This is a genomic window from Streptomyces acidicola, from assembly GCF_009377235.1.
Classification (GTDB): domain Bacteria; phylum Actinomycetota; class Actinomycetes; order Streptomycetales; family Streptomycetaceae; genus Streptomyces; species Streptomyces acidicola.
Map to the genome: position 1 here is coordinate 13,280 of NZ_VMNX01000045.1, position 17,706 is coordinate 30,985.

Sequence of the window (17,706 nt, forward strand, 5' to 3'; positions counted from 1 at the left end):
CGGCCCCTCGCCGCGGTGCCTACCGCTTGATGCCCACCCCGGTCCACAGACTGACCTCGGCGTCCGTGGGGGTGGCGTCACCGGCCGGGGCGTCGGGGCGCCAGCGGTGGCCGACGCTGATACCGGGGTCGAGGAGGTCGAGCCCGTCGAAGAAGCGCGCGACGTCCTTCTGGGAGCGGAACTGCACGGGTGTTCCGGCGTTGGTGTAGATCGCGGTGACCTTCTCCCAGGTGGACGGGTCGAAGTCGGGCGTGCAGTGGCTCAGTGCCAGGGCGCTGCCCGAGGGGAGGACGCCCAGCAGACGGTCGACGATGCCGTACGGGTCCTGGGCGTCGGTGATGAAGTGCATGAGCGCGTTCAGGGACAGGGCCACGGGCCGGCCGAGATCCAGGACCTCGGCCAGTTCGGGGGCGTCCAGGAGCGACTGGGGGTCGTTGACGTCCGCCTCGATATACGTGGTACGGCCCTGGGACGTGCTGCGCATGAGGCGCTCGGCGTACTTGAGGACGAGGGGATCGTTGTCGGCGTAGACCACCTTGGCCTCGGGCACCACGGCCTGGGCCACCTGGTGCAGGTTCGGCTCGGTGGGGATGCCGGTGCCTATGTCGAGCCACTGCCGGATGCCGTGCTCGCGCGCGAGGACGCGGGTGGCCCGGTGCATGAAGGCACGGTTCTCGCGGGCGCACACGAAGATGCCGGGATAGGCCGCGGCGACCGACTCGGCCGCCTTCTTGTCGATGTCGAAGTGGTCCTTGCCACCGAGGTAGTAGTCGTACATGCGGGCGGAGTGCGGCCGACTGGTGTCGATGTCCCGCGCGGCGTGGGGGGTGCTCATGCTGTTCCCTTCAGTGGTGTACGTCGGCGTGCCGGGCAGGCCGTGACCAGGGTGGGCCCGAATCCGTCCCGCACGTGCTCTGGTTCAGCCGGCTGCCAGGTGGTCGGCGAGGCCTCGCTTGACCCCCGCGACGAACGCGGCGATCTCTTCCGGTGTGTAGATCAGCGCGGGGCCGGCCGGATCGGCCGACTGCCGCAGGGCCACGCGGCCGTCGGCGAGTTGCTTCGTCTCCACGCACTGACCTCCGTTGGGACCGCTCCACGGACACTCCCAGCCCTGCTCGCCGAGGGCTGCCGCGGGCATTCCGTTGTAGACACTTCCGCCGGTGATGGTCATGAGTACTCCTTGCGCATGCGGTTCAACAGGGCCTTGCTGTCCGCCAAGGAGGTCAGCAGGGACATCCGGTTGTGCGCCTCAAGATGGGCCGCGACGTCGGAGCGCTGGTCGAGATACATGGAGCCGGAGAGGATCTCGCTGTAGACGATGTCGGGCAGCTCACGTTCCTCGAACCGGAAGTAGGTGAAGGGGGCGCACACCCCGAAGTGGGCGCCCGCGGAGAACGGCACGATGTCGATGCTGACGTGGTCGAGCTCCGAAGCCGCCAGGAGCCGGTCGATCTGGTCCCGCATCACCTCGGGCCCGCCCACCACGCGGTGCAGCACCGCTTCCTCCATCACGACCCACAGGGTGGGCGGGTCGGCCTTCTCCAGCAGGCTCTGGCGGCGCAGCCGCAGATCGACTCTTCGCTCCAGGTCCTCGTCACTGTCGTGCGGGAAGCCCGCGTGCAGCAGGGCGCGTGCGTATCCGTACGTCTGCAACAGCCCCGTGACGTAGTGGGGTTCGTAGGTGCGCAGGGTCTTGGCGCCGGTCTCCAGACTCACATACGCGGTGAACCAGGTGGGCAGCACATCGCGGTACGGGTACCACCAGCCGGGCTGGTTGGCCCGCTCGGCCAGCGTGACGAACTCGTCGATCTCCTGCTGGCCGGCACCGTAGGTCTGCAACAACTTCTCGACGTAGAGGGGCTTCAGGGCCACCTCCGCCTTTTCCAGGCGGCGGATGGTCAGGGGCTTCACCCGCAGGGCCTTCGCGGCGTCGTCCAGTGACACCTCCGCACCCTGCCGCATGTCCTGCAGCCGCCGGCCGAGGATCATGCGGAGAACGGTGGGCGCGCTGGTGCCTGCGCCGGAACGAGCCTCGCTCACGCTCTACCTCCTGAGGACTGCCCTGAGCACGAGTCTGACAGTGACTTGCTGATGCCGCCAGACGGATACCACCAGTCGGATACCGCCTTCCTGAAATTATCAGGCAGGCGGTTGCAGCCTGAACTCGCCTGTGAGCATAGTTACTTGTGTGAGTGATCCCGCCGGGCAACGAGCGATCCTCGTCAACTGCACTTGTGTCCGGTGGAGTTGGCGTGCTCCGACGTCCGGGTCACAAGCCGTCCCCTACCGGCGGGCCCGCTGCTCACCCTCCCCGTCTCCGCACTGCGGCCGCCCCACTATGGAAGGCGACAACCGTGTCCCCCCACACGACTCCCTCCCCCCGGCTCACGGACGTCGCGAGCCCAAGTCGAGCGCACTGGCTTGAGCTCCCCGCACAGCGTTCCAGTGTCAGAGTCGCCCGTCGCTCCATGAGCGCGCGGCTCACCGCGTGGCGCCTGCCCGGTGAGTTGTGCGCGGACGCGGAACTGCTCGTGTCGGAGCTGGCCACCAACGCCGTACGCCACACGCTCAGTACGCGGTTCCTGTGCGGCATCGGGCTCATCACGGAAGCATGTCTCCGCCTCGAAGTGCACGATCAGGACGGCACGGGCCGCGGTCTGCCCACATGCGAGCCGGGCCCGGACGACGAGAGCGGCCGCGGACTGCTCCTGGTGCAGGAGATCGCGGACAGCTGGGGAGTCGATCGATCACTGCTCACCGGGGGGAACGCCGTGTGGGCGACGCTGACCATCCCCGTGTGAACCTGGCGGGTGCACTCAAGGAGGGTCACTTCCATCCGTACGCGTACGCGGCGACCCAGGTGATGTCGAGTTGGGCGCTGCTGCCGGGAGCCGCGCCCGGCCCCTGCAAGGCACTTTCGTTCTGGAGCACCCAGGACAGTGGACGGTCCGGCACGTCGCGGGTGTCATGTCCGGTCTGCCGGCCGTCCACGAAGAACCGCACATGTCCCGGCGTCCACTCCGTCGAGACGGTGTGCCACTCCGTCCAGGTGTCGCTGCCAGGGAAGTAGCCCTGCCTGCCTCCGCCGCACGGATGATGGAAGGCGGTGAGCGGGCCCGTCCACTCACCTTCGGGATGGTCCATCTCGCAGCCCCCGCCGTAGTGCAGCCACGCCGACTTGTATCCCGGTGCGAGCTTGGTCACCCTGATACGGGCGCTGTACTTGCCGTACTTCATCTGCATGACAGCGCGCGGCACAACTGCGGCAGCATGCACGGGACCTCCGCTCTCGGGTCGCCACATCCTGATGAACATGCGTCCGTCGCCGTTCTCCGCGGGACCCACGCTCACGGTGTCCTCGGGGTGGTGGACACCCACGACATCCCGGCCCCGGTCGTCCGCCGTGTCGGGCCAACCCGCCGGATAGGCCCACCAGTTGTCGCGGTACGTGCCGCTCAGGCCTCCGCAGTACGCGGCGGAGGTGTCGACATGGTGGTCACAGTCGCTGAACGCGCCCAGCGGCACCCGGTCACCGTTGAAGTCCTCCGCGAGGACCTGCCAGAAGGGCCCGCAGTCGCCGCGGGGCAGTTCGGTGCCCGCGGTACGGCAGGCCTCGGCCGGCCCGGGCGCTCCGTCAGCACGGGGCACACCGAGGAGAACGGCCAGGAGCAGCAGACCCAGGGGGATGAGCAGGGTGCGCCTGCGACGGTGCGGTGCCGCGTGGGAACCCATCGGGAGGCCCTCCGATCCTCGGTGCGGGGGAGAGCATCCTCGCCGTACGGCCGGTGCGACGCCATCCCCGGAACGAGGCGCGTACCGGACCGTCATGCTCCGCCGCCGGGGAGGCGCACCCGCGCCCACGGCACGCTCTGCGGGACAGGACCCGGCGGACCACACTGGTGTTGTCGTCCGTCGCGACGAGTGGAGGAGAGCCGGTCATGACCACCCCAACCACCCCGTTCCCCACAGCCCGGGCCGTCAGGGTCACTCCGGAAGGGCTCCTGTGGGAGCCCAGCGAACGCTGGGTGCGCGGCCGTAAGGGTGATGTCACCGTCGTGGACAGCAGGCATCCCGTCCTGGTGTGGGAGCCCGACGTGCCGGTGCCGCTCTATGCCTTCCCCCGCGCGGAGGTCCGCGAGGATCTGCTGCGCCCGGCTAAGAATCCCCCGACGGGCGCGCACACCGGATCACGGATCTTCTACGACCTCGAGGTCGACGGTGAATTGTTCGAGAACGCGGCCTGGACGTACCCCGCCGACGACCTGGCCGGTCACATCGCCTTCGAGTGGTTCCGGCGCAGCGGCAAGGGCCTCGACCACTGGTACGAGGAGGAGGAAGAGATCTTCATCCACCCCCGCGACCCGCACAAACGGGTGGACGCCGTCCCCAGCAGCCGCCATGTCCGGGTCGAGATCGGCGGCACCGTCGTCGCGGACACCCACCGCCCGGTCCTGCTCTTCGAGACCGGGCTGCCGACGCGGTACTACATTCCGCGCGAGGACGTCCGCCTCGACCTGCTCGACCCCACCGACCACAGCACCGGGTGCCCGTACAAGGGCACCGCCGAGTACTGGTCGTTGCGGGGCGACACCGACGTGGCGCCGAACGTCGTCTGGAGCTACGCGGCCCCGCTGCCCGCGGTGGGTGCCGTCAAGGGCCTTCTCGCCTTCTACAACGAGGCGGTCGACATCACCGTGGACGGCGAACGCCTGGAGCGGCCCGTCACCCCGTTCACCAAGACGCTCCAGGCGCACCCCGCGAACCGGCCCCCGCTCGATCCTCCCCTCTGAGCAGCCGCCGGGGATCGGCGACACGGAAGGCGTACGCCGCCGCTCCGTCCGGACCGAAGCCGGTATGCGGCGGCGGCTCCGCGTAGGGCCGGTCCGAGCCCTGGACGACGGCATCGACCCCCAGCGTGCGGACCATGGCCTCGACGGCGCACGGACCGTACGTCGACGGCGGTCACGACGCTCCTCCCAACAAGCCGCGCAGTGTGCTCAGGACCTCGTCGGATCCCAGGATGTCGCGGCTCACCGCCTCCACGTCCACCCCGCAGGGCCGGTCCTCGTCCAGGCGCGGCACGATCTCCCGGATCGTCCGGTGCAGAAGCTCCGGTCCCCGCCCCAGCGTGGACGGTGCGGCCAGGTCCACTGCCTGGGCGGCGGCCACGGCCTCCACGGCGAGCAGGTGACGCAGCCGGGCCAGGACCGTGGACAGCCTTCGTGCCCCGAGCGCCGCATTGGTCGAGTCGTCCTCGACGGCGTCCGCACCGTGACGGGGGTCGGTGCACACCGGTGTGGACAGCATGCGGATCTCGGCGACGAGTGCCTGCGCCGTCTTGGCCAGCGGCGCGAAGCCCGAGCGCTCCGGACCGTACGGCGACAGGTTCGCGGGCAGCCCGCTGACGGCGGGGTCGAGCAGCCGGCGCATGCGCTCGGCGGAGAGCGACGCGGTCTGCGTCAGGGCCAGCGCGAGGGTGTCGAAGGCGAGCGCCAGGGCCGGGGTGTGGAAGTTGCCGGACGAGAGGATCTCGCCGGTGTCGGCCAGCACCACCGGATTGTCGCCGCAGCCGCCCAGCTCCGGCCCGAGCGCGTCGTCGGCGAAGCCCAGCGCGGCGTACAGCGCCCCGTGCACCTGTGCCGTGCAGCGCAGGCTGACGGGGTCCTGAACGCGCCGCGCGTGCCGGGGATCGGTCAGTTGGCCGCCCGCCAGCAGGGCGAGCAGCTCGCCCGCCGCGCGGGACTGACCCGGGGCGGGGCGCAGGCCCAGGACCCGGGGATCGAGCGGGCTCGTGTTCGCCCGGAAACCCTCGTAGGTCAGGGCCGTGACCGCCTGGGCCAAGGTGAGGACGGCGGCGGCCTCGTGCAGGGCGAGAACACCCTGTCCGGCCGCCAGCGGGCTCGCGCTGCACAGCACGTGCCCGTCCTTCGGGCCCAGCGCGGCGGGGGCGAGACCGGCCCGCCGCAGAGCCTCGGCGCCGTCGAGCACGGTGCCGCCGAACTCCGCTCGGCCCTCACCGATGACGACCAGGCCGACATGGGCCATCTGACACAGATCGGAGGCGCCGATCGACCCCACCTCGGGTAGCACGGGATGCACCCCCGTGTTGAGCATCGCCACGAGCAGCCGGGGAATCTCCGGCCGCACTCCGCTGCCTCCGCCCGCGATGCCGCTCACGCGGGCGAGGACGGCGGCACGTACGACGGGAACCGGCAGCGGATCACCGACCGCGTTGGCCCGTCCCCGGACCGTACGGACGCTGAACACCTCGAGCTCGCCGCGTGGCAGTGCGTACGACGAGCGGGTGCCCAGGCCCGTCGTCAGGCCGTAGGCCGGCACCTGGCGGTCGACGACGTCGTCCACGACCGCTCGTTCGCGCGCCAGCCGGGGCAGTACCTCGTCCGCCAGCACAACGCGGGCGCCGTGGTGGGCGACGGCGACGACATCGTCGTAGGACAGCGTCCTCCCGTCGACGACGACCTCTGCGGCGATCCCTGTCACGAGAATCGCAGCTTCTGGCCCAGGCCGCGCTCCTCGGCCTTCTTGAGCAGGGCGGCACCCAGCGCGATGTCGGAGAGCGAGAGCCCGCGGTGCCAGAACAGGTTCGTCTCGTCCGCACTCTCCCGGCCGGGTTTGCGGCCGGCGACGATCTCGCCCAACTCACCGTGCAGGTTGGTCTCGTCGAGTCTGCCGGAGTCGACGTGTGCGCGCAGCGCGCCGAACGGCCCGGCGTGGGCCTGGCCCCAGTCGTCGACGACGATCTTGTCCATGATGTCCGTGAGGCCGAGTTCGACGGCGCTGTTCGTTCCGTACGGCACGACCAGTGCGCCCGGGGTGATCCACTCGGTCCTGAGCAGCGGCTCGGGCCGCTCCAGGCGGGACGCCTCCACCACGATGTCCGCGCCCTCCACGCAGGTCTTCCAGTCCTCGGTGACGACGACGGGCTTTCCGAGTTCCCGCTCCAGTCGCTCGGCGAAGGCACGGCGGCTCTCGGGGCGACGCGAGTGGACGCGTATCTCGGTGAGGTCGAAGAGCCGGTCGAGCAGGCGGACGTTCCAGTACGACGTGGCGCGGGCACCGATGTGCCCGAGGACCCTGGCGTCCGGGCGGGCCAGGTGACGTGCCCCCAGCGCGGTGAGCGCACCGGTCCGCATCTCGGTGAGCGCGGTGGCGTCGAGCACGGCCACCGGCATGCCGGTGCGCGGGTCGAAGAGGTTCAGCAGCGCCATCTCGGAGGGCAGCCCCGCCTTGTAGTTGTCGACGTAGTCGCCCACGATCTTGACCCCGGCCAGCCCGAGCGGGGCGACATAGCCGCGGAGGACGTTGAAGTGGCCGTTGAAAGCGGGATCGGGCATCAGGTGGACGCGCGGTTCGATGACCGTCTCTCCGAGGCCTTGGGCGCGAAGCCCGTCCTCGACGGCGTCGAGTATCTCGAAGTCGGTCAGTTCGAGCTGTTCGATGTCCGAACCGTTCACGAAGGTGAACCAGACCGGTTCCATGGGTGTGTCTCCCTACGTCTGAGCTGGCCCATTCTGAACGGCACATCAGCAAGAGAATGTGGGCATTACGTGGGCATTACGGACGCCCCCGGCCTGATTTCGTGCGAACGTAACACGCCATTCACAGTCGAGCTTGACTGCCATTCAGCCACCGATAACGCTGCATGACCATATGCAGTCGGGTAAGGGGCAACCTTGATCAGATTCGACACGGTGAGCAAGAACTATCCCAACGGCACCACGGCCGTGGACGAGCTGTCCCTGGAACTGGCCGAGGGCGGCATCACGGTCCTGGTCGGTCCCTCCGGCTGCGGCAAGACCACGACGCTGCGCATGATCAACCGCATGGTGGAGCCGACGGCCGGGACGGTGAGCCTGCGCGGCCAGGACATCCGGGAGATCCGCGCCCCCGAGCTGCGCCGTGGCATCGGGTACGTGATCCAGCACGCCGGCCTGTTCCCTCACCGCACCATCCTCGACAACATCGCGACGGTTCCGCTGCTGCTCGGGTGGAACCGAAGGAAGGCGCAGGCGCGGGCGGCGGAACTGCTGGAACTCGTGGGGCTGCCCAGCGAGATGGGCAAGCGCTACCCGAACCAGCTCTCCGGCGGTCAGCAGCAGCGCGTCGGGGTGGCCAGGGCACTGGGCGCCGATCCGCCGGTGCTGCTGATGGACGAACCGTTCAGCGCGGTCGACCCGATCGTGCGGGCGGAGCTGCAGGCGGAGTTCATCCGACTGCAGAAGGAGCTGCACAAGACGATCGTGTTCGTCACTCACGACATCGACGAGGCGATCAAACTCGGCGACAACATCGCGGTGTTCCGGACCGGCGGCAGGCTCGCGCAGTTCGACACCCCCGAGCGGCTGCTCGCTCACCCCGCAGACGAGTTCGTGGCCGGCTTCGTGGGACAGGACCGGGGCATCCGACGGCTGTCCTTCGTCAAGGCGGCCGAGGTGCCGCTGCGCGATGGCCCGGTGCTGCCGGCGACCACTCCCGTGGCGCGCGCACGGGCGGCGGGCGAGCCGTGGGTGCTCGTCGTCGACGACGAGCGGCGACCGCTCGGCTGGGCCGCGGAAGCCGAACTGCCGGAGAACGGCACGCTCGCGGACGCGTCGCTCACGCGGCTCGGCCACACCTTCAGCCTCGTCGGCGACTCGGCGCGGGCCGCCCTCGACTCGGCGCTCCTGTCGCCCTCCCGGCTCGCGGTGGGCGTGGACACGGACGGCGCGGTCGTCGGAGTCGCGGACGCGTACGAGCTGTCCGCCGCGACCGCCGCCGCCGACAGGGCGGAGGCGGAGGCAGCCGGGGACAAGTCGGCCGGGGCGGAGGCAGCCTGGGACAAGTCAGCCGGGGCCGAGGAGGAGGCCGGGGGCAAGGCGGACACGGGCAGCGCGGGCGGCGGTGAAGGATGAGCGACGGCGAACCGCTCGTCCGGTGGCAGTGGATCGGCGACCACGCCGGTGAACTGGCCGACTACACCGGTATCCACCTGCGACTGGGCCTTCTGCCGGTACTGTTCGGGCTGATCATCTCGGTGCCCCTCGGGATCCTCTGCCATCGCCGGCGATGGCTGTACGGGCCGGTGCTGACCGTGGCCAACATCCTGTACTCGATCCCGTCACTGGCCCTGTTCATGATCTTCGTCAAGTACACCGGGCTGACCGAGCGCACCGTGATGATCCCCTTGACGCTCTACACGCTGTCGGTCCTGGTACCCAATGTCGTGGACGGGCTGGCCTCGGTCCCCGAACCGGTCCGGCAGGCGGCCACCGCGCTGGGATTCGGCCCGATACGGCGTGTCGTCCAGGTCGAACTGCCGATCGCCGTGCCCATCGTCATCGCCGGCGTACGCGTCGCCGCCGTCTCGTCCATCAGCCTCGTCGCCGTGGGACAACTGATCGGACAGGGCGGTCTGGGGTACTACATCACCCGTGGCCTCCAGCTCGACTTCCCGACGCCGATCGTCACCGCGATCGTGCTGATCATGCTGCTGGCGCTCACTACCGACGCGCTGCTGGTCCTGGCACAGCGACTGCTCACCCCTTGGTCCCGGAGCAAGGTGACGGCGTCATGAACGATCTCCTGAACCAACTCCGGCTCGTGGGGGACTGGCTGGCGTCCTCGAAGCAGTGGCACGGTGACGGGGGAATCCCCCAGCGGCTCCTGGAGCACCTCACCTACAGCGGTCTGTCTCTGCTGTTCGCCGCCCTGATCGGGCTGTCGTTGGGGCTGCTCGTCGGGCACACCGGCCGTGGGGCGTTCGCCGTGGCCGGCGTGGCCAACCTCGCGAGGGCGATCCCCACCTTCGGCCTGGTGGTCCTCGTCGTCACGCTCGCCGGGCTCAGCACCACGCCCGTGCTGGTCGCCCTGGTCGCGCTCGCGGTCCCGCCGATCCTCATCAACACCTTCGAGGGAGTGCGCGGTGTCGACCCCGCCACCAGGGACGCCGCGCGCGGGGTCGGCATGACCGAGTGGCAGGTCCTGGTGCGGGCGGAGGTGCCGATGGCACTGCCGCTGATCCTCCTCGGGTTGCGGATCGCCGCGATCCAGGTAGTGGCCACCGCGACCGTCGCGGCCTATCCCGGTCTCGGCGGCCTGGGCCGCTTCATCGTCGACGGACTCTCCCGCAACGACTACGAGCTGGTCATCGGCGGCTCCGCGCTCGTCGTCGTACTGGCGCTCGTCGTCCAGATCGTGTTCGCCGCGCTGCGGCGCACCATCGTCTCACCGGGCCTGCGGGCCACGGTCTCCAAGTCCTGAGCTGTCCGGGCCCTGGCCTCCGGGTTCCGAGAAAGGGAAACACCCATGAGAAGCATCCACCACGGCGCTGCCTTCGGCCTGATCGCCGCGCTCTCGCTGACCGCGTGCGGCGGCGGGAACGACAGCGACAGCAATCCGCTGACGGGAGGCGACGGCGGTGACGGCAAGTCCATCGTCGTCGGCTCGGCCAACTTTCCCGAGAGCCAACTGCTCGCCGAGATCTACGCCGAGGCCCTTGAGGCCAAGGGCCTGAAGGTGACGCGCAAGTTCGACATCGGCGCCCGTGAGGTCTACTACGACCAAGTGGTCAAGGGGGGCATCCAGGTCTTCCCGGAGTACAACGGCGCGCTGCTGGCGGTGGCGGTCGACAAGACGAGCACCGTGACCAGCACGGAGGACATCAACGCCGAACTGAAGAAGAAACTCCCGTCGGCGGTGACGATCCTGGACTCCGCCGAGGCCGAGGACAAGGACTCGGTCACGGTCACGGCCGAGACCGCCAAGAAGTACGACCTCAAGAGCATCGCCGACCTCAAGCCGGTGGCGGGGGACTGGACGATCGGTGCCGGCTCGGAGTTCAAGACCCGTATGCAGGGCGGGGTCGGTCTGAAGAAGATCTACGGCGTCGAGTTCGGGAAGTTCCAGCCGCTCGACGCGGGCTCCCAGAGCACCCTGCTGAAGCTGCTCAACTCGAACAAGGTGCAGGCCGCCAACATCTACACCACCGATCCCGCGATCATCGAGGACAGGCTGGTGGTACTGGAGGACCCGAAGAACCTCTACGCCTCACAGAACGTCACGCCCCTGATCTACAAGTCCGCGGTCAACGACAAGGCCAAGTCGGCGCTCAACGCGGTCTCGGCGGAGCTCACCACCCCGGACCTGCTGGAAATGATGAAGAAACTCGTCAACGACAAGGAGGACGCCGCCACGGTCGCGAAGGAGTGGCTGACGAAGGCCGGCCTTACGAGCTGACCGGTTCGGCCGATGTCCACACCGCAGGGGGACCTGAACGGGCTCCGTCGGCCGGTCCGCGACGGAGCCCGCTCGTCCGTGATGATGGAGGGTCAGGCGGTGTGCAGCGTCAGGCCGTAGCGGTTGAGGATCTCGTTGACGGGCTGGTACCAGGTCTCGCCGCCGGAGCTGCAGTTGCCCCAGCCGCCGGAGGTGACGCCCTGCGCCTGGTCGCCGCTGATGAAGGAGCCGCCGGAGTCACCGCCCTCGGCGCAGACGCTCGTCTTCGTCATCTGGTGGACGGCGCCCTGGCTGTAGTTGACCGTCTCGTTCTTGGCCAGGACGGCGCCGCAGCGCCAGTGCGTGGTGGAGCCGGAGCGGCAGATGGACGTACCGACGGGGGCTTCGTTGGAACCGCGGACGAGCTGGTCGGGGATGGTGCCCCAGCCCAGGACCACCGGTACGGTCCACCAGCCGCTGCCGACGTTCACCCAGGCGTAGTCGTTGTCAGGGAACGAAGACCCCTGGAAGTTGCCGACGTACGAGCGGTCCCAGCCGTACACCGCGGCACCGGCACCGCCGCAGTGCCCGGCGGTGACGAAGCCGCCGTGCACCGAGAAGCCTATGGAGCAGCGGACGTTGCCGGTGTAGTAGGGGTCGCCGCCCACGGTCCCGGCGGCGAAGGTCTGCGGTGCGGCGGGGGTCTGCTTCACGGTCACGGGGCCCGTCTGACGGGCTTGTGCCAGGAAGTCCTGGACATCGTTGTCATCCTGGCGGGCGGTGACGACGTTCACGACGACCTTGTTGGCCTTGGGGTCGACGTACCAGCTGCCGACACCGGCGGGCGCGGACAGGTCGTCGATGCGCGCCTTCGCCGCGTCGAGCTGCTGCGCGCTGTGCTTCACGAGGCGCACGGTCGCGCCGGTAGCGCGGATGGCCTCGGTGTCCGCGCTGCGGGTGACGGCGACAGTCAGCTTTCCGCTGTCGGCGTCGAACCACGAGCCGCCGTACGACGACCCGGCGGCACGCTTCGCCTTCCGCTCCACGGCCGTCGCGGTCTTCTCCGCGGCCAGGCGTGCCTCGGTCTGACTCCTGGTCAGGCCCAGATCGCGCTGCATGGCGGAGAGGAGCTCGGGGGAGGCCGGCGCCTCGGCCGAGCGGGCCGGGGAGTCCGCGGCGGATGCGGGCAGGGTGCTCGCGGTGACCCAGGTGCCGAGCAAGAGGAGCGCGGACAGTCCGGTGCGCAGGGCTGTTGTGCGTCTCAAGGGAGTGCCCCTTCGTTGTTCCAGCAGAGTGGGGGTGGAACAGCAGAGCTTGAGAGCGCTCTCACTTGCATGCGGGGCAGAGCATAGCCGGGGCACACGGGAAGGTCCATGCCAATTACAGGCAATGAGTAGTGACGCGGTGAAGGGTCAACGTCCTTACGGGGCCCACCGGTTGCTCACGTGAACGAGTCCGCTGTCCGGCGTGGAGCGCGAGTTGCGGGGCTTCCGGGCGTCACGTCGCGGAGCTGGCCCAGGTGCTCCCGGTGGCGTACGGGGTCGGCTGCCTCAGCTCCGCGAGTGCTGAGGCGCCTGTGTGGGGTGCCCGCCCGCGCACCCGCTCCCGATGTCTGTCCGTCGGCGCTGTTCAGCGCTGGTAGAGCCCCACGAGGGTGCCGCTCGCGAGCTGTCGCTTCTCGATGATCCGATGCACCTGGTCGGCGCTGGGTGCGTCGGGGAGCACGCACGGTTCCGAAAGGGCGTAGAGGCGGAAGAAGTAGCGGTGCGCTTTGTCTCCAGGAGGCGGATGTGGTCCGTCCCAGCCGTGGTCTCCGAAGCCGTTGACGAGTTCGGTGCCGCCGGGCGGGATGTGCCCCGCGTCCACACCGTCGCTGTGGGGGTCGATGCCCACCACGATCCAGTGCGCGAAGGTGCCCGATGGTGCGTCCGGATCCTCGCACATGAGCAGCAGTTCGGCCGCGTCGTCCGGTGCGCCGCTCCATGTCAGCGGCGGGGACATGTTCTCGCCCTCGTAGGCGTACCGCCGCGTGATGAAGGAGTGATCGTTGAATGCATTGCTGGTGAGGTCGATGTCAGTCATGTGGCCCGAGGTACCCGCATCGGCCAGGCGTACCCGCCCTCCGGTGCTGGTGACCGGGATGCCCATTGACGTGCCCACGGCGAAGTCTTAGTGTCCGGCGCAGAAAGCGCTTACCCGTAGGCTCGCAGTAAGCCGACCACCCGGAGACGACCGATGCGTCCGAAGCCCGGCACCTTCACCGCGCACTCAGCCACGGCAGCCCTGCTGAGCCTTGCGGCCACCACGCTCGTCGCCCTGCCGGGCGTCACGGCGCACGCGGCGTCGCCCTTGGCGAACACCCTGTACGTGGCGACGAACGGGAACGACAGCGACTCGGGGACGCTGTCGGCACCGCTCAAGACGATTCAGCGGGCAGTGGACCTGGCACAGCCGGGATCCACGATCCTGATCCGCGGCGGCACCTACGCGCCGACCACGAACATCCAGCTGCTGAAGAGCGGTACGGCGAGCGAGCCGATCACGATGAGCAACTACAACGGCGAACGCGTCGTCATCGACGGGGAGGGCATGCCGTACACCCCCGGAGAGGTGGGTTCCACCATCCCCCGCGCCCAACGCGGCGCGATCCACATCGAGGGCGAGCACTGGAGGCTCTCCGGGCTGGAGATCGTCCACGGGCCCTACGGGGTCTTCGGCGTGGACACCAGCAGCAACGTCTTCGACCGACTCGTCACCAGGGACAACTACGAGTCGGGCCTGCACCTTCAGGGCGCGTCCAGCGAGAACCAGATCGTCAACCTGGACAGCTACGGCAACCGCGACCCGCGCAAGAACGGGGAGAGCGCCGACGGTCTGGCCATCAAGGAGGGCTCCGGCAGCGGCAACGTCGTACGCGGCGCCCGGTTGTGGAACAACTCCGACGACGGGCTGGACTTCTGGATGTTCGACGCGTCACCCATCCTCGTCGAGAACAGCTTCGCCTGGGGCAACGGGTTCAACCGGTGGAACCTGCCCGACTTCACCGGTGACGGCAACGGGTTCAAGATGGGCGGCAACGGTGTGGCGGCCGACCACACCGTGCGCAACAGCATCGCCTGGGACAACTCCGCCGGCGGCTTCGTCGACAACAACAACCCCGGTCGGATGAAGATCGACCGCTGTACGGCGTGGCGCAATCCGAAGACCGGATTCAACTTCAGCCGCTCCTCCAGCACCCTGACGAAGAACCTGGCAGTGGCCAACGGCATCGACGCCTCGCTGGGCTCCACCTCCACGGGCAGCGGCAACTCCTGGGACCTCGGCGGCACATGGTCGTTCGTGAGCACCGACCCGAGCACGATCACCGGACCCAGGGCGGCCGACGGCTCCGTCCCGCCCTCCACGTTCCTGCGCCCTGGCAACGGCGCGGACCTCGGGGCACGGATCTGACCTGACCTGACCTGAGCCGGCCCGGCCCGATCCGGGTGATCTCCGAGGCCGCCGCCGCCGGAGGTGACGCGGACACAGCCCTTGAAACTGCGCAACGCGTCCCGCCCCGGGTCCGCCCTACTCCTCCGGCAGCGAGCGCAGCACCGCCTGGGCGATGGCGTCCGCCTGGCGGAACATGTCCGCGTTGGCGTGGGCCCGCGCGCCGATCGCAGTGTTCCAGTGGATCCCCTCCGTGGGGATGCCGAACGCGTACAGCCCCCGGTTCGGGCGCCCGTCCGTGCGGCGCACCCGCAACTCGGGCAGTTCCACGTCCACCGCTCCGGTCGCCTCCGGCGCGTCCGCGCCTCCCGCGACATGCGGGCGGGCCAGGCCCGAGACGAGCAGGCCACGCAGCAAGGGGTCCGCGGTGCTCGCCAGGTCCGCGCCCGGCAGCCAGGCGTCGAGCAGTGCGTGGGTCGTCGCCGCCGGCCCGCCGGTGGTCGGGGAGACCGCGTGGAATCGGCTCTCCCCCCGGTCGACGGTGACGGTCGGCCGGGCGCCCAGGAACTCCACGACCCCCGCCTCGTGGAGGGCGATCAGCTCGGCGATCCGCAGCGCCGGAGGCCCGCTCGACAGATGCGCGCCGAACGCCCGGAACCAGGACAGCTCGCGGTGCGAGGGACCCGTCAGCACACCGGAGATGACGATCCGCCGCACCTGCCCCTTGACCGCCGCCACCGCGCCGGCCGCCGCCTTCAGCGGGCTCCGCCCGGGATCCCGGGCCGCTTCCAGGTCCTCGCGCAGCCGCTCGGCGAGCCAGCCTCCGAAGGCCGTCCGGTCGGCGAACCGCAGCCCGGCCAGCGGCCGGTCGAGCGCCAGCAGGTCGAAGCGGTCCGCCGGGTCTGGCACTTCCCGGTCGAGCAGGTCCGTCCACTGCTCCGACCCGTGCTCCACGGCCGCGTACCGCTCCAGGAAGCCGGGCGTTCGCACGGCGTCCGGGCGGACCGCCAGCAGCGCCCGGTACCAGGCCGCCCCCGCTTCCTTGGCGATCAGCGGCCAGACCTCCGCCATGAACCCGACGGTGCCGGGCTCCCGCGAGGTCAGGCGTTCGACGGTCGCGCCGTCGAAGTGGCGCAACGTGTGACCCTCAGGCATCCGGCCGGGCGCCTGGCCCCGGGCCAGATAGGGCACGCCCCGGCCCGAGCCGACGATCAGCCGTGGTTCGCGCCCGGACGGCCGGTAGCGCAGCCGTCCGCCAACGGTCGTGAACCGCCCGCCCCGGCCGTGCGTGAGCAGCGCCATGTGGTCGAAGAAGTTGAGTGCGAGACCGCGTACGAGCACCGGTTCGCCCGGCGGCAGCAGATCCAGCGGTGCCTCGTGGGGCTGCCCCGGAGGGACGTACACCAGCCCCGACTCGCGGGCCGCCGCAGCGAGTTCCAGCTGCTCCGGGGCAGGACGCCGGTCGGTGTGGCCGGTGGCGAGGACCACCGCGTCCACGACCAGCGCGCTGCCGTCGTCCAGCCCGAGCCGCAGCCGGCCGGCCCCTCCCCCGCTGTCCCCGCTCTCCTCGTCGAGCGCGACGGCCCGTGCGGGATGGTGGACGACCTGGATGCCCGGCGCGGCCAACGCCACGATGCGCTCATGCGCCCACACCAGATAGCGGCCCATCTCGGCCCGCCCGGGATGGTCCCAGGGCGCCAGGTCCGGAGCGTGGTCGCGGGCCCAGTCCAGGAAGGCGGGCCCGGTGGTGGCCGGACCGGCCATCCGTACGCTGCTGTCGGGGAACGCGGTGGCGTGCCCGGCGAGGGTGTTCATCAGCAGGTGCTCGGGCTGTCCCGGGTGCCACACACGGCCGGCGCCGGGCGACCGGGGCTCGACGACATGCAGTCGGGCCGCCCGGTGGCCGAGGCCCGCGATCAGCCGCTCCAGTACGGCGGTGCCGCGCGGCCCGGCCCCGACGACCGCGATGTGCGCCGTACGCCCGGTCACGCCGCCGTGTCCCAGATGTCGGCCAGGACACGCTGGAGGTTGCCGCCGAGGACCTTGACGACGTCCTCCGCGCTGTAGCCGCGGCCCACCAACAGCTCGGTGATCACCGGCAGGTCGGCGGGGGTGCCCATGCCCTCGGGGTGGATGCGGTCCAGGTCGAGGTCCTCGCCGACGATGGGGATCTCGGGGTAGAGCCGGCGGACCCGCGCCATGCCCTCGCGGGAGTACTTGCGCTCGTCACCGACGTCGGTGCCGACGATGACGTGGTCGATGCCGACCAGCTCGACCAGATAGTCGATGTTGTCGGCGAACACCTGCGCGCTCGGCCGGCGGGTCAGACCGTCCTTGTCCAGGAACCCGGACTTGGAGGCGAGCCCGAAGACCCCACCGCGCGCGGCCAGTTCCCGTACGACGACGTCGCTCTTGTTGCGCGGGCTGTCCACGAAGTGGGTCAGCCCCGCATGGGTGACCAGGACCGGCTTGTCGGACAGTTCGATGGTCTCCAGCGTGGAGCGCTCACCGGTGTGCGACAGGTCCAGGGCGACGCCGAGCGCGTTGCACTCCTTGACCAGGGAGCGGCCGAATCGGCTCAGACCGCCGTTGGCCGTCTCACCGCTGCCGTCGCCCGCGTAGTTCCGGTTCTGGTAGGTGAGCCCCATGAAGCGCAGGCCCATCTGGTGGAAGGCCGCCAGCCGCCACAGGTCGTCGCCGACCGGCTTGCTGTCCTCGAACCCGGCGAACCAGGCGACGGAGCCCTCGGCCTTGGCGCGGGCCACGTCCTGAAGGCCGAACGCCTGGAAGACCCGCCCGTCCGTCTCGGCCAGCCGTCGCTGCCAGCCGACGAGGGCCGCGGCCGCCGCGTCGTAGTCCTGGGAGATGGACACCGCGTGGTTGAGCGCCGTCACGCCGGAGGCGGCGAGCTTGCCGAGATAGGTCTCGTCGGCCCACGCCAGCGGGGTGCAGTCGAGGGCGTTGAAGACCACGCTGTCGCGGTGGAGGGTGGCGGGATCGAGGGGCACGGGGGAACTCCTTGGCACAGAGCGGTACTACCGAGCGGTACATGGGCGGTAGTTG

17 protein-coding genes are annotated in these 17,706 nt (G+C 70.0%); 7 read left to right on the top strand and 10 right to left on the bottom strand.

The genetic code is table 11. From position 1 onward, the window contains the following. Positions 1–19: 19 nt before the first annotated feature. The 3 genes from FPZ41_RS14905 to FPZ41_RS14915 all read right to left on the bottom strand — a co-directional run bounded on the left by FPZ41_RS14905 (position 20) and on the right by FPZ41_RS14915 (position 2,040). On the bottom strand, positions 20–835 hold the full coding sequence (locus FPZ41_RS14905; protein WP_152862821.1) for an SAM-dependent methyltransferase: 816 nt from the start codon (positions 833–835) through the stop codon (positions 20–22). An 84-nt stretch (positions 836–919) separates the two neighbouring features. Beyond that, positions 920–1,171 (bottom strand): DUF397 domain-containing protein, encoded by a 252-nt coding sequence (locus tag FPZ41_RS14910; RefSeq protein ID WP_131562005.1) that lies wholly within the window; start codon positions 1,169–1,171, stop codon positions 920–922. Then, the gene (locus FPZ41_RS14915; protein WP_131562003.1) at positions 1,168–2,040 is read right to left on the bottom strand and encodes a helix-turn-helix domain-containing protein; all 873 of its coding nucleotides are present in this window, start codon (positions 2,038–2,040) and stop codon (positions 1,168–1,170) included. Before FPZ41_RS14915 ends, FPZ41_RS14910 begins: the two co-directional genes overlap by 4 nt. 314 nt (positions 2,041–2,354) lie before the next feature. On the opposite strand from FPZ41_RS14915, the gene FPZ41_RS14920 reads away from it, so the two are divergent. Continuing rightward, the gene (locus tag FPZ41_RS14920; protein ID WP_322620247.1) at positions 2,355–2,801 is read left to right on the top strand and encodes an ATP-binding protein; all 447 of its coding nucleotides are present in this window, start codon (positions 2,355–2,357) and stop codon (positions 2,799–2,801) included. 25 nt (positions 2,802–2,826) lie between these two features. Here FPZ41_RS14920 and FPZ41_RS14925 read toward each other — a convergent pair whose 3' ends face one another. Continuing rightward, the gene (locus tag FPZ41_RS14925) at positions 2,827–3,732 is read right to left on the bottom strand and encodes a glycoside hydrolase family 16 protein (RefSeq protein WP_152862825.1); all 906 of its coding nucleotides are present in this window, start codon (positions 3,730–3,732) and stop codon (positions 2,827–2,829) included. Positions 3,733–3,938: 206 nt separating this feature from the next. On the opposite strand from FPZ41_RS14925, the gene FPZ41_RS14930 reads away from it, so the two are divergent. Then, entirely contained in the window at positions 3,939–4,790 is an 852-nt protein-coding gene (locus FPZ41_RS14930; RefSeq protein ID WP_152862827.1) for a DUF427 domain-containing protein, read from the top strand. 172 nt (positions 4,791–4,962) lie between these two features. Here the strand turns inward: FPZ41_RS14930 and FPZ41_RS14940 are convergent, their stop codons facing one another. Both FPZ41_RS14940 and FPZ41_RS14945 read right to left on the bottom strand, forming a co-directional pair. Continuing rightward, positions 4,963–6,501, bottom strand: coding sequence for an HAL/PAL/TAL family ammonia-lyase (locus FPZ41_RS14940; protein WP_322620248.1), 1,539 nt, complete (start codon positions 6,499–6,501; stop codon positions 4,963–4,965). Next, a complete protein-coding gene (locus FPZ41_RS14945) occupies positions 6,498–7,499 on the bottom strand; it encodes an ornithine cyclodeaminase family protein (RefSeq protein ID WP_152862831.1) in 1,002 nt (333 codons plus the stop codon). The genes FPZ41_RS14940 and FPZ41_RS14945 overlap by 4 nt, the downstream gene beginning before the upstream one ends. Before the next feature lie 195 nt (positions 7,500–7,694). Here FPZ41_RS14945 and FPZ41_RS14950 point away from each other — a divergent pair, with 195 nt between their 5' ends. Genes FPZ41_RS14950 through FPZ41_RS14965 form a run of 4 tightly spaced genes read left to right on the top strand, consistent with a single transcriptional unit; the run spans position 7,695 to position 11,235 of the window. Beyond that, positions 7,695–8,912: an ABC transporter ATP-binding protein gene (locus tag FPZ41_RS14950; RefSeq protein WP_152862833.1), complete on the top strand. Its 1,218-nt coding sequence runs from the start codon at positions 7,695–7,697 to the stop codon at positions 8,910–8,912. After that, entirely contained in the window at positions 8,909–9,574 is a 666-nt protein-coding gene (locus tag FPZ41_RS14955) for an ABC transporter permease (protein WP_152862835.1), read from the top strand. Before FPZ41_RS14950 ends, FPZ41_RS14955 begins: the two co-directional genes overlap by 4 nt. Beyond that, the gene (locus FPZ41_RS14960) at positions 9,571–10,260 is read left to right on the top strand and encodes an ABC transporter permease (protein WP_152862837.1); all 690 of its coding nucleotides are present in this window, start codon (positions 9,571–9,573) and stop codon (positions 10,258–10,260) included. Before FPZ41_RS14955 ends, FPZ41_RS14960 begins: the two co-directional genes overlap by 4 nt. 54 nt (positions 10,261–10,314) lie before the next feature. Continuing rightward, positions 10,315–11,235, top strand: a complete 921-nt coding sequence (locus tag FPZ41_RS14965; protein ID WP_322620251.1) for an ABC transporter substrate-binding protein — start codon at positions 10,315–10,317, stop codon at positions 11,233–11,235. A gap of 92 nt (positions 11,236–11,327) precedes the next feature. Here the strand turns inward: FPZ41_RS14965 and FPZ41_RS14970 are convergent, their stop codons facing one another. Both FPZ41_RS14970 and FPZ41_RS14975 read right to left on the bottom strand, forming a co-directional pair. Beyond that, positions 11,328–12,479 carry a S1 family peptidase gene (locus FPZ41_RS14970; RefSeq protein WP_152862841.1) on the bottom strand — a complete coding sequence of 384 codons (1,152 nt, stop codon included), beginning with the start codon at positions 12,477–12,479 and terminating at the stop codon, positions 11,328–11,330. A 364-nt stretch (positions 12,480–12,843) separates the two neighbouring features. Continuing rightward, complete coding sequence (locus FPZ41_RS14975) at positions 12,844–13,296, bottom strand: YbhB/YbcL family Raf kinase inhibitor-like protein (protein WP_152862843.1); 453 nt, start codon at positions 13,294–13,296, stop codon at positions 12,844–12,846. Between the two features lie 153 nt (positions 13,297–13,449). Between FPZ41_RS14975 and FPZ41_RS14980 the strand changes: the two genes are divergently transcribed. After that, positions 13,450–14,664: a right-handed parallel beta-helix repeat-containing protein gene (locus FPZ41_RS14980; RefSeq protein WP_152862845.1), complete on the top strand. Its 1,215-nt coding sequence runs from the start codon at positions 13,450–13,452 to the stop codon at positions 14,662–14,664. A gap of 117 nt (positions 14,665–14,781) precedes the next feature. Here the strand turns inward: FPZ41_RS14980 and FPZ41_RS14985 are convergent, their stop codons facing one another. Together FPZ41_RS14985 and FPZ41_RS14990 are read right to left on the bottom strand one after the other, a co-directional pair. Beyond that, positions 14,782–16,632, bottom strand: a complete 1,851-nt coding sequence (locus tag FPZ41_RS14985; RefSeq protein ID WP_194236092.1) for an FAD/NAD(P)-binding protein — start codon at positions 16,630–16,632, stop codon at positions 14,782–14,784. Continuing rightward, entirely contained in the window at positions 16,629–17,651 is a 1,023-nt protein-coding gene (locus FPZ41_RS14990; protein WP_152862849.1) for a dipeptidase, read from the bottom strand. The genes FPZ41_RS14985 and FPZ41_RS14990 overlap by 4 nt, the downstream gene beginning before the upstream one ends. Positions 17,652–17,706 lie beyond the last annotated feature (55 nt).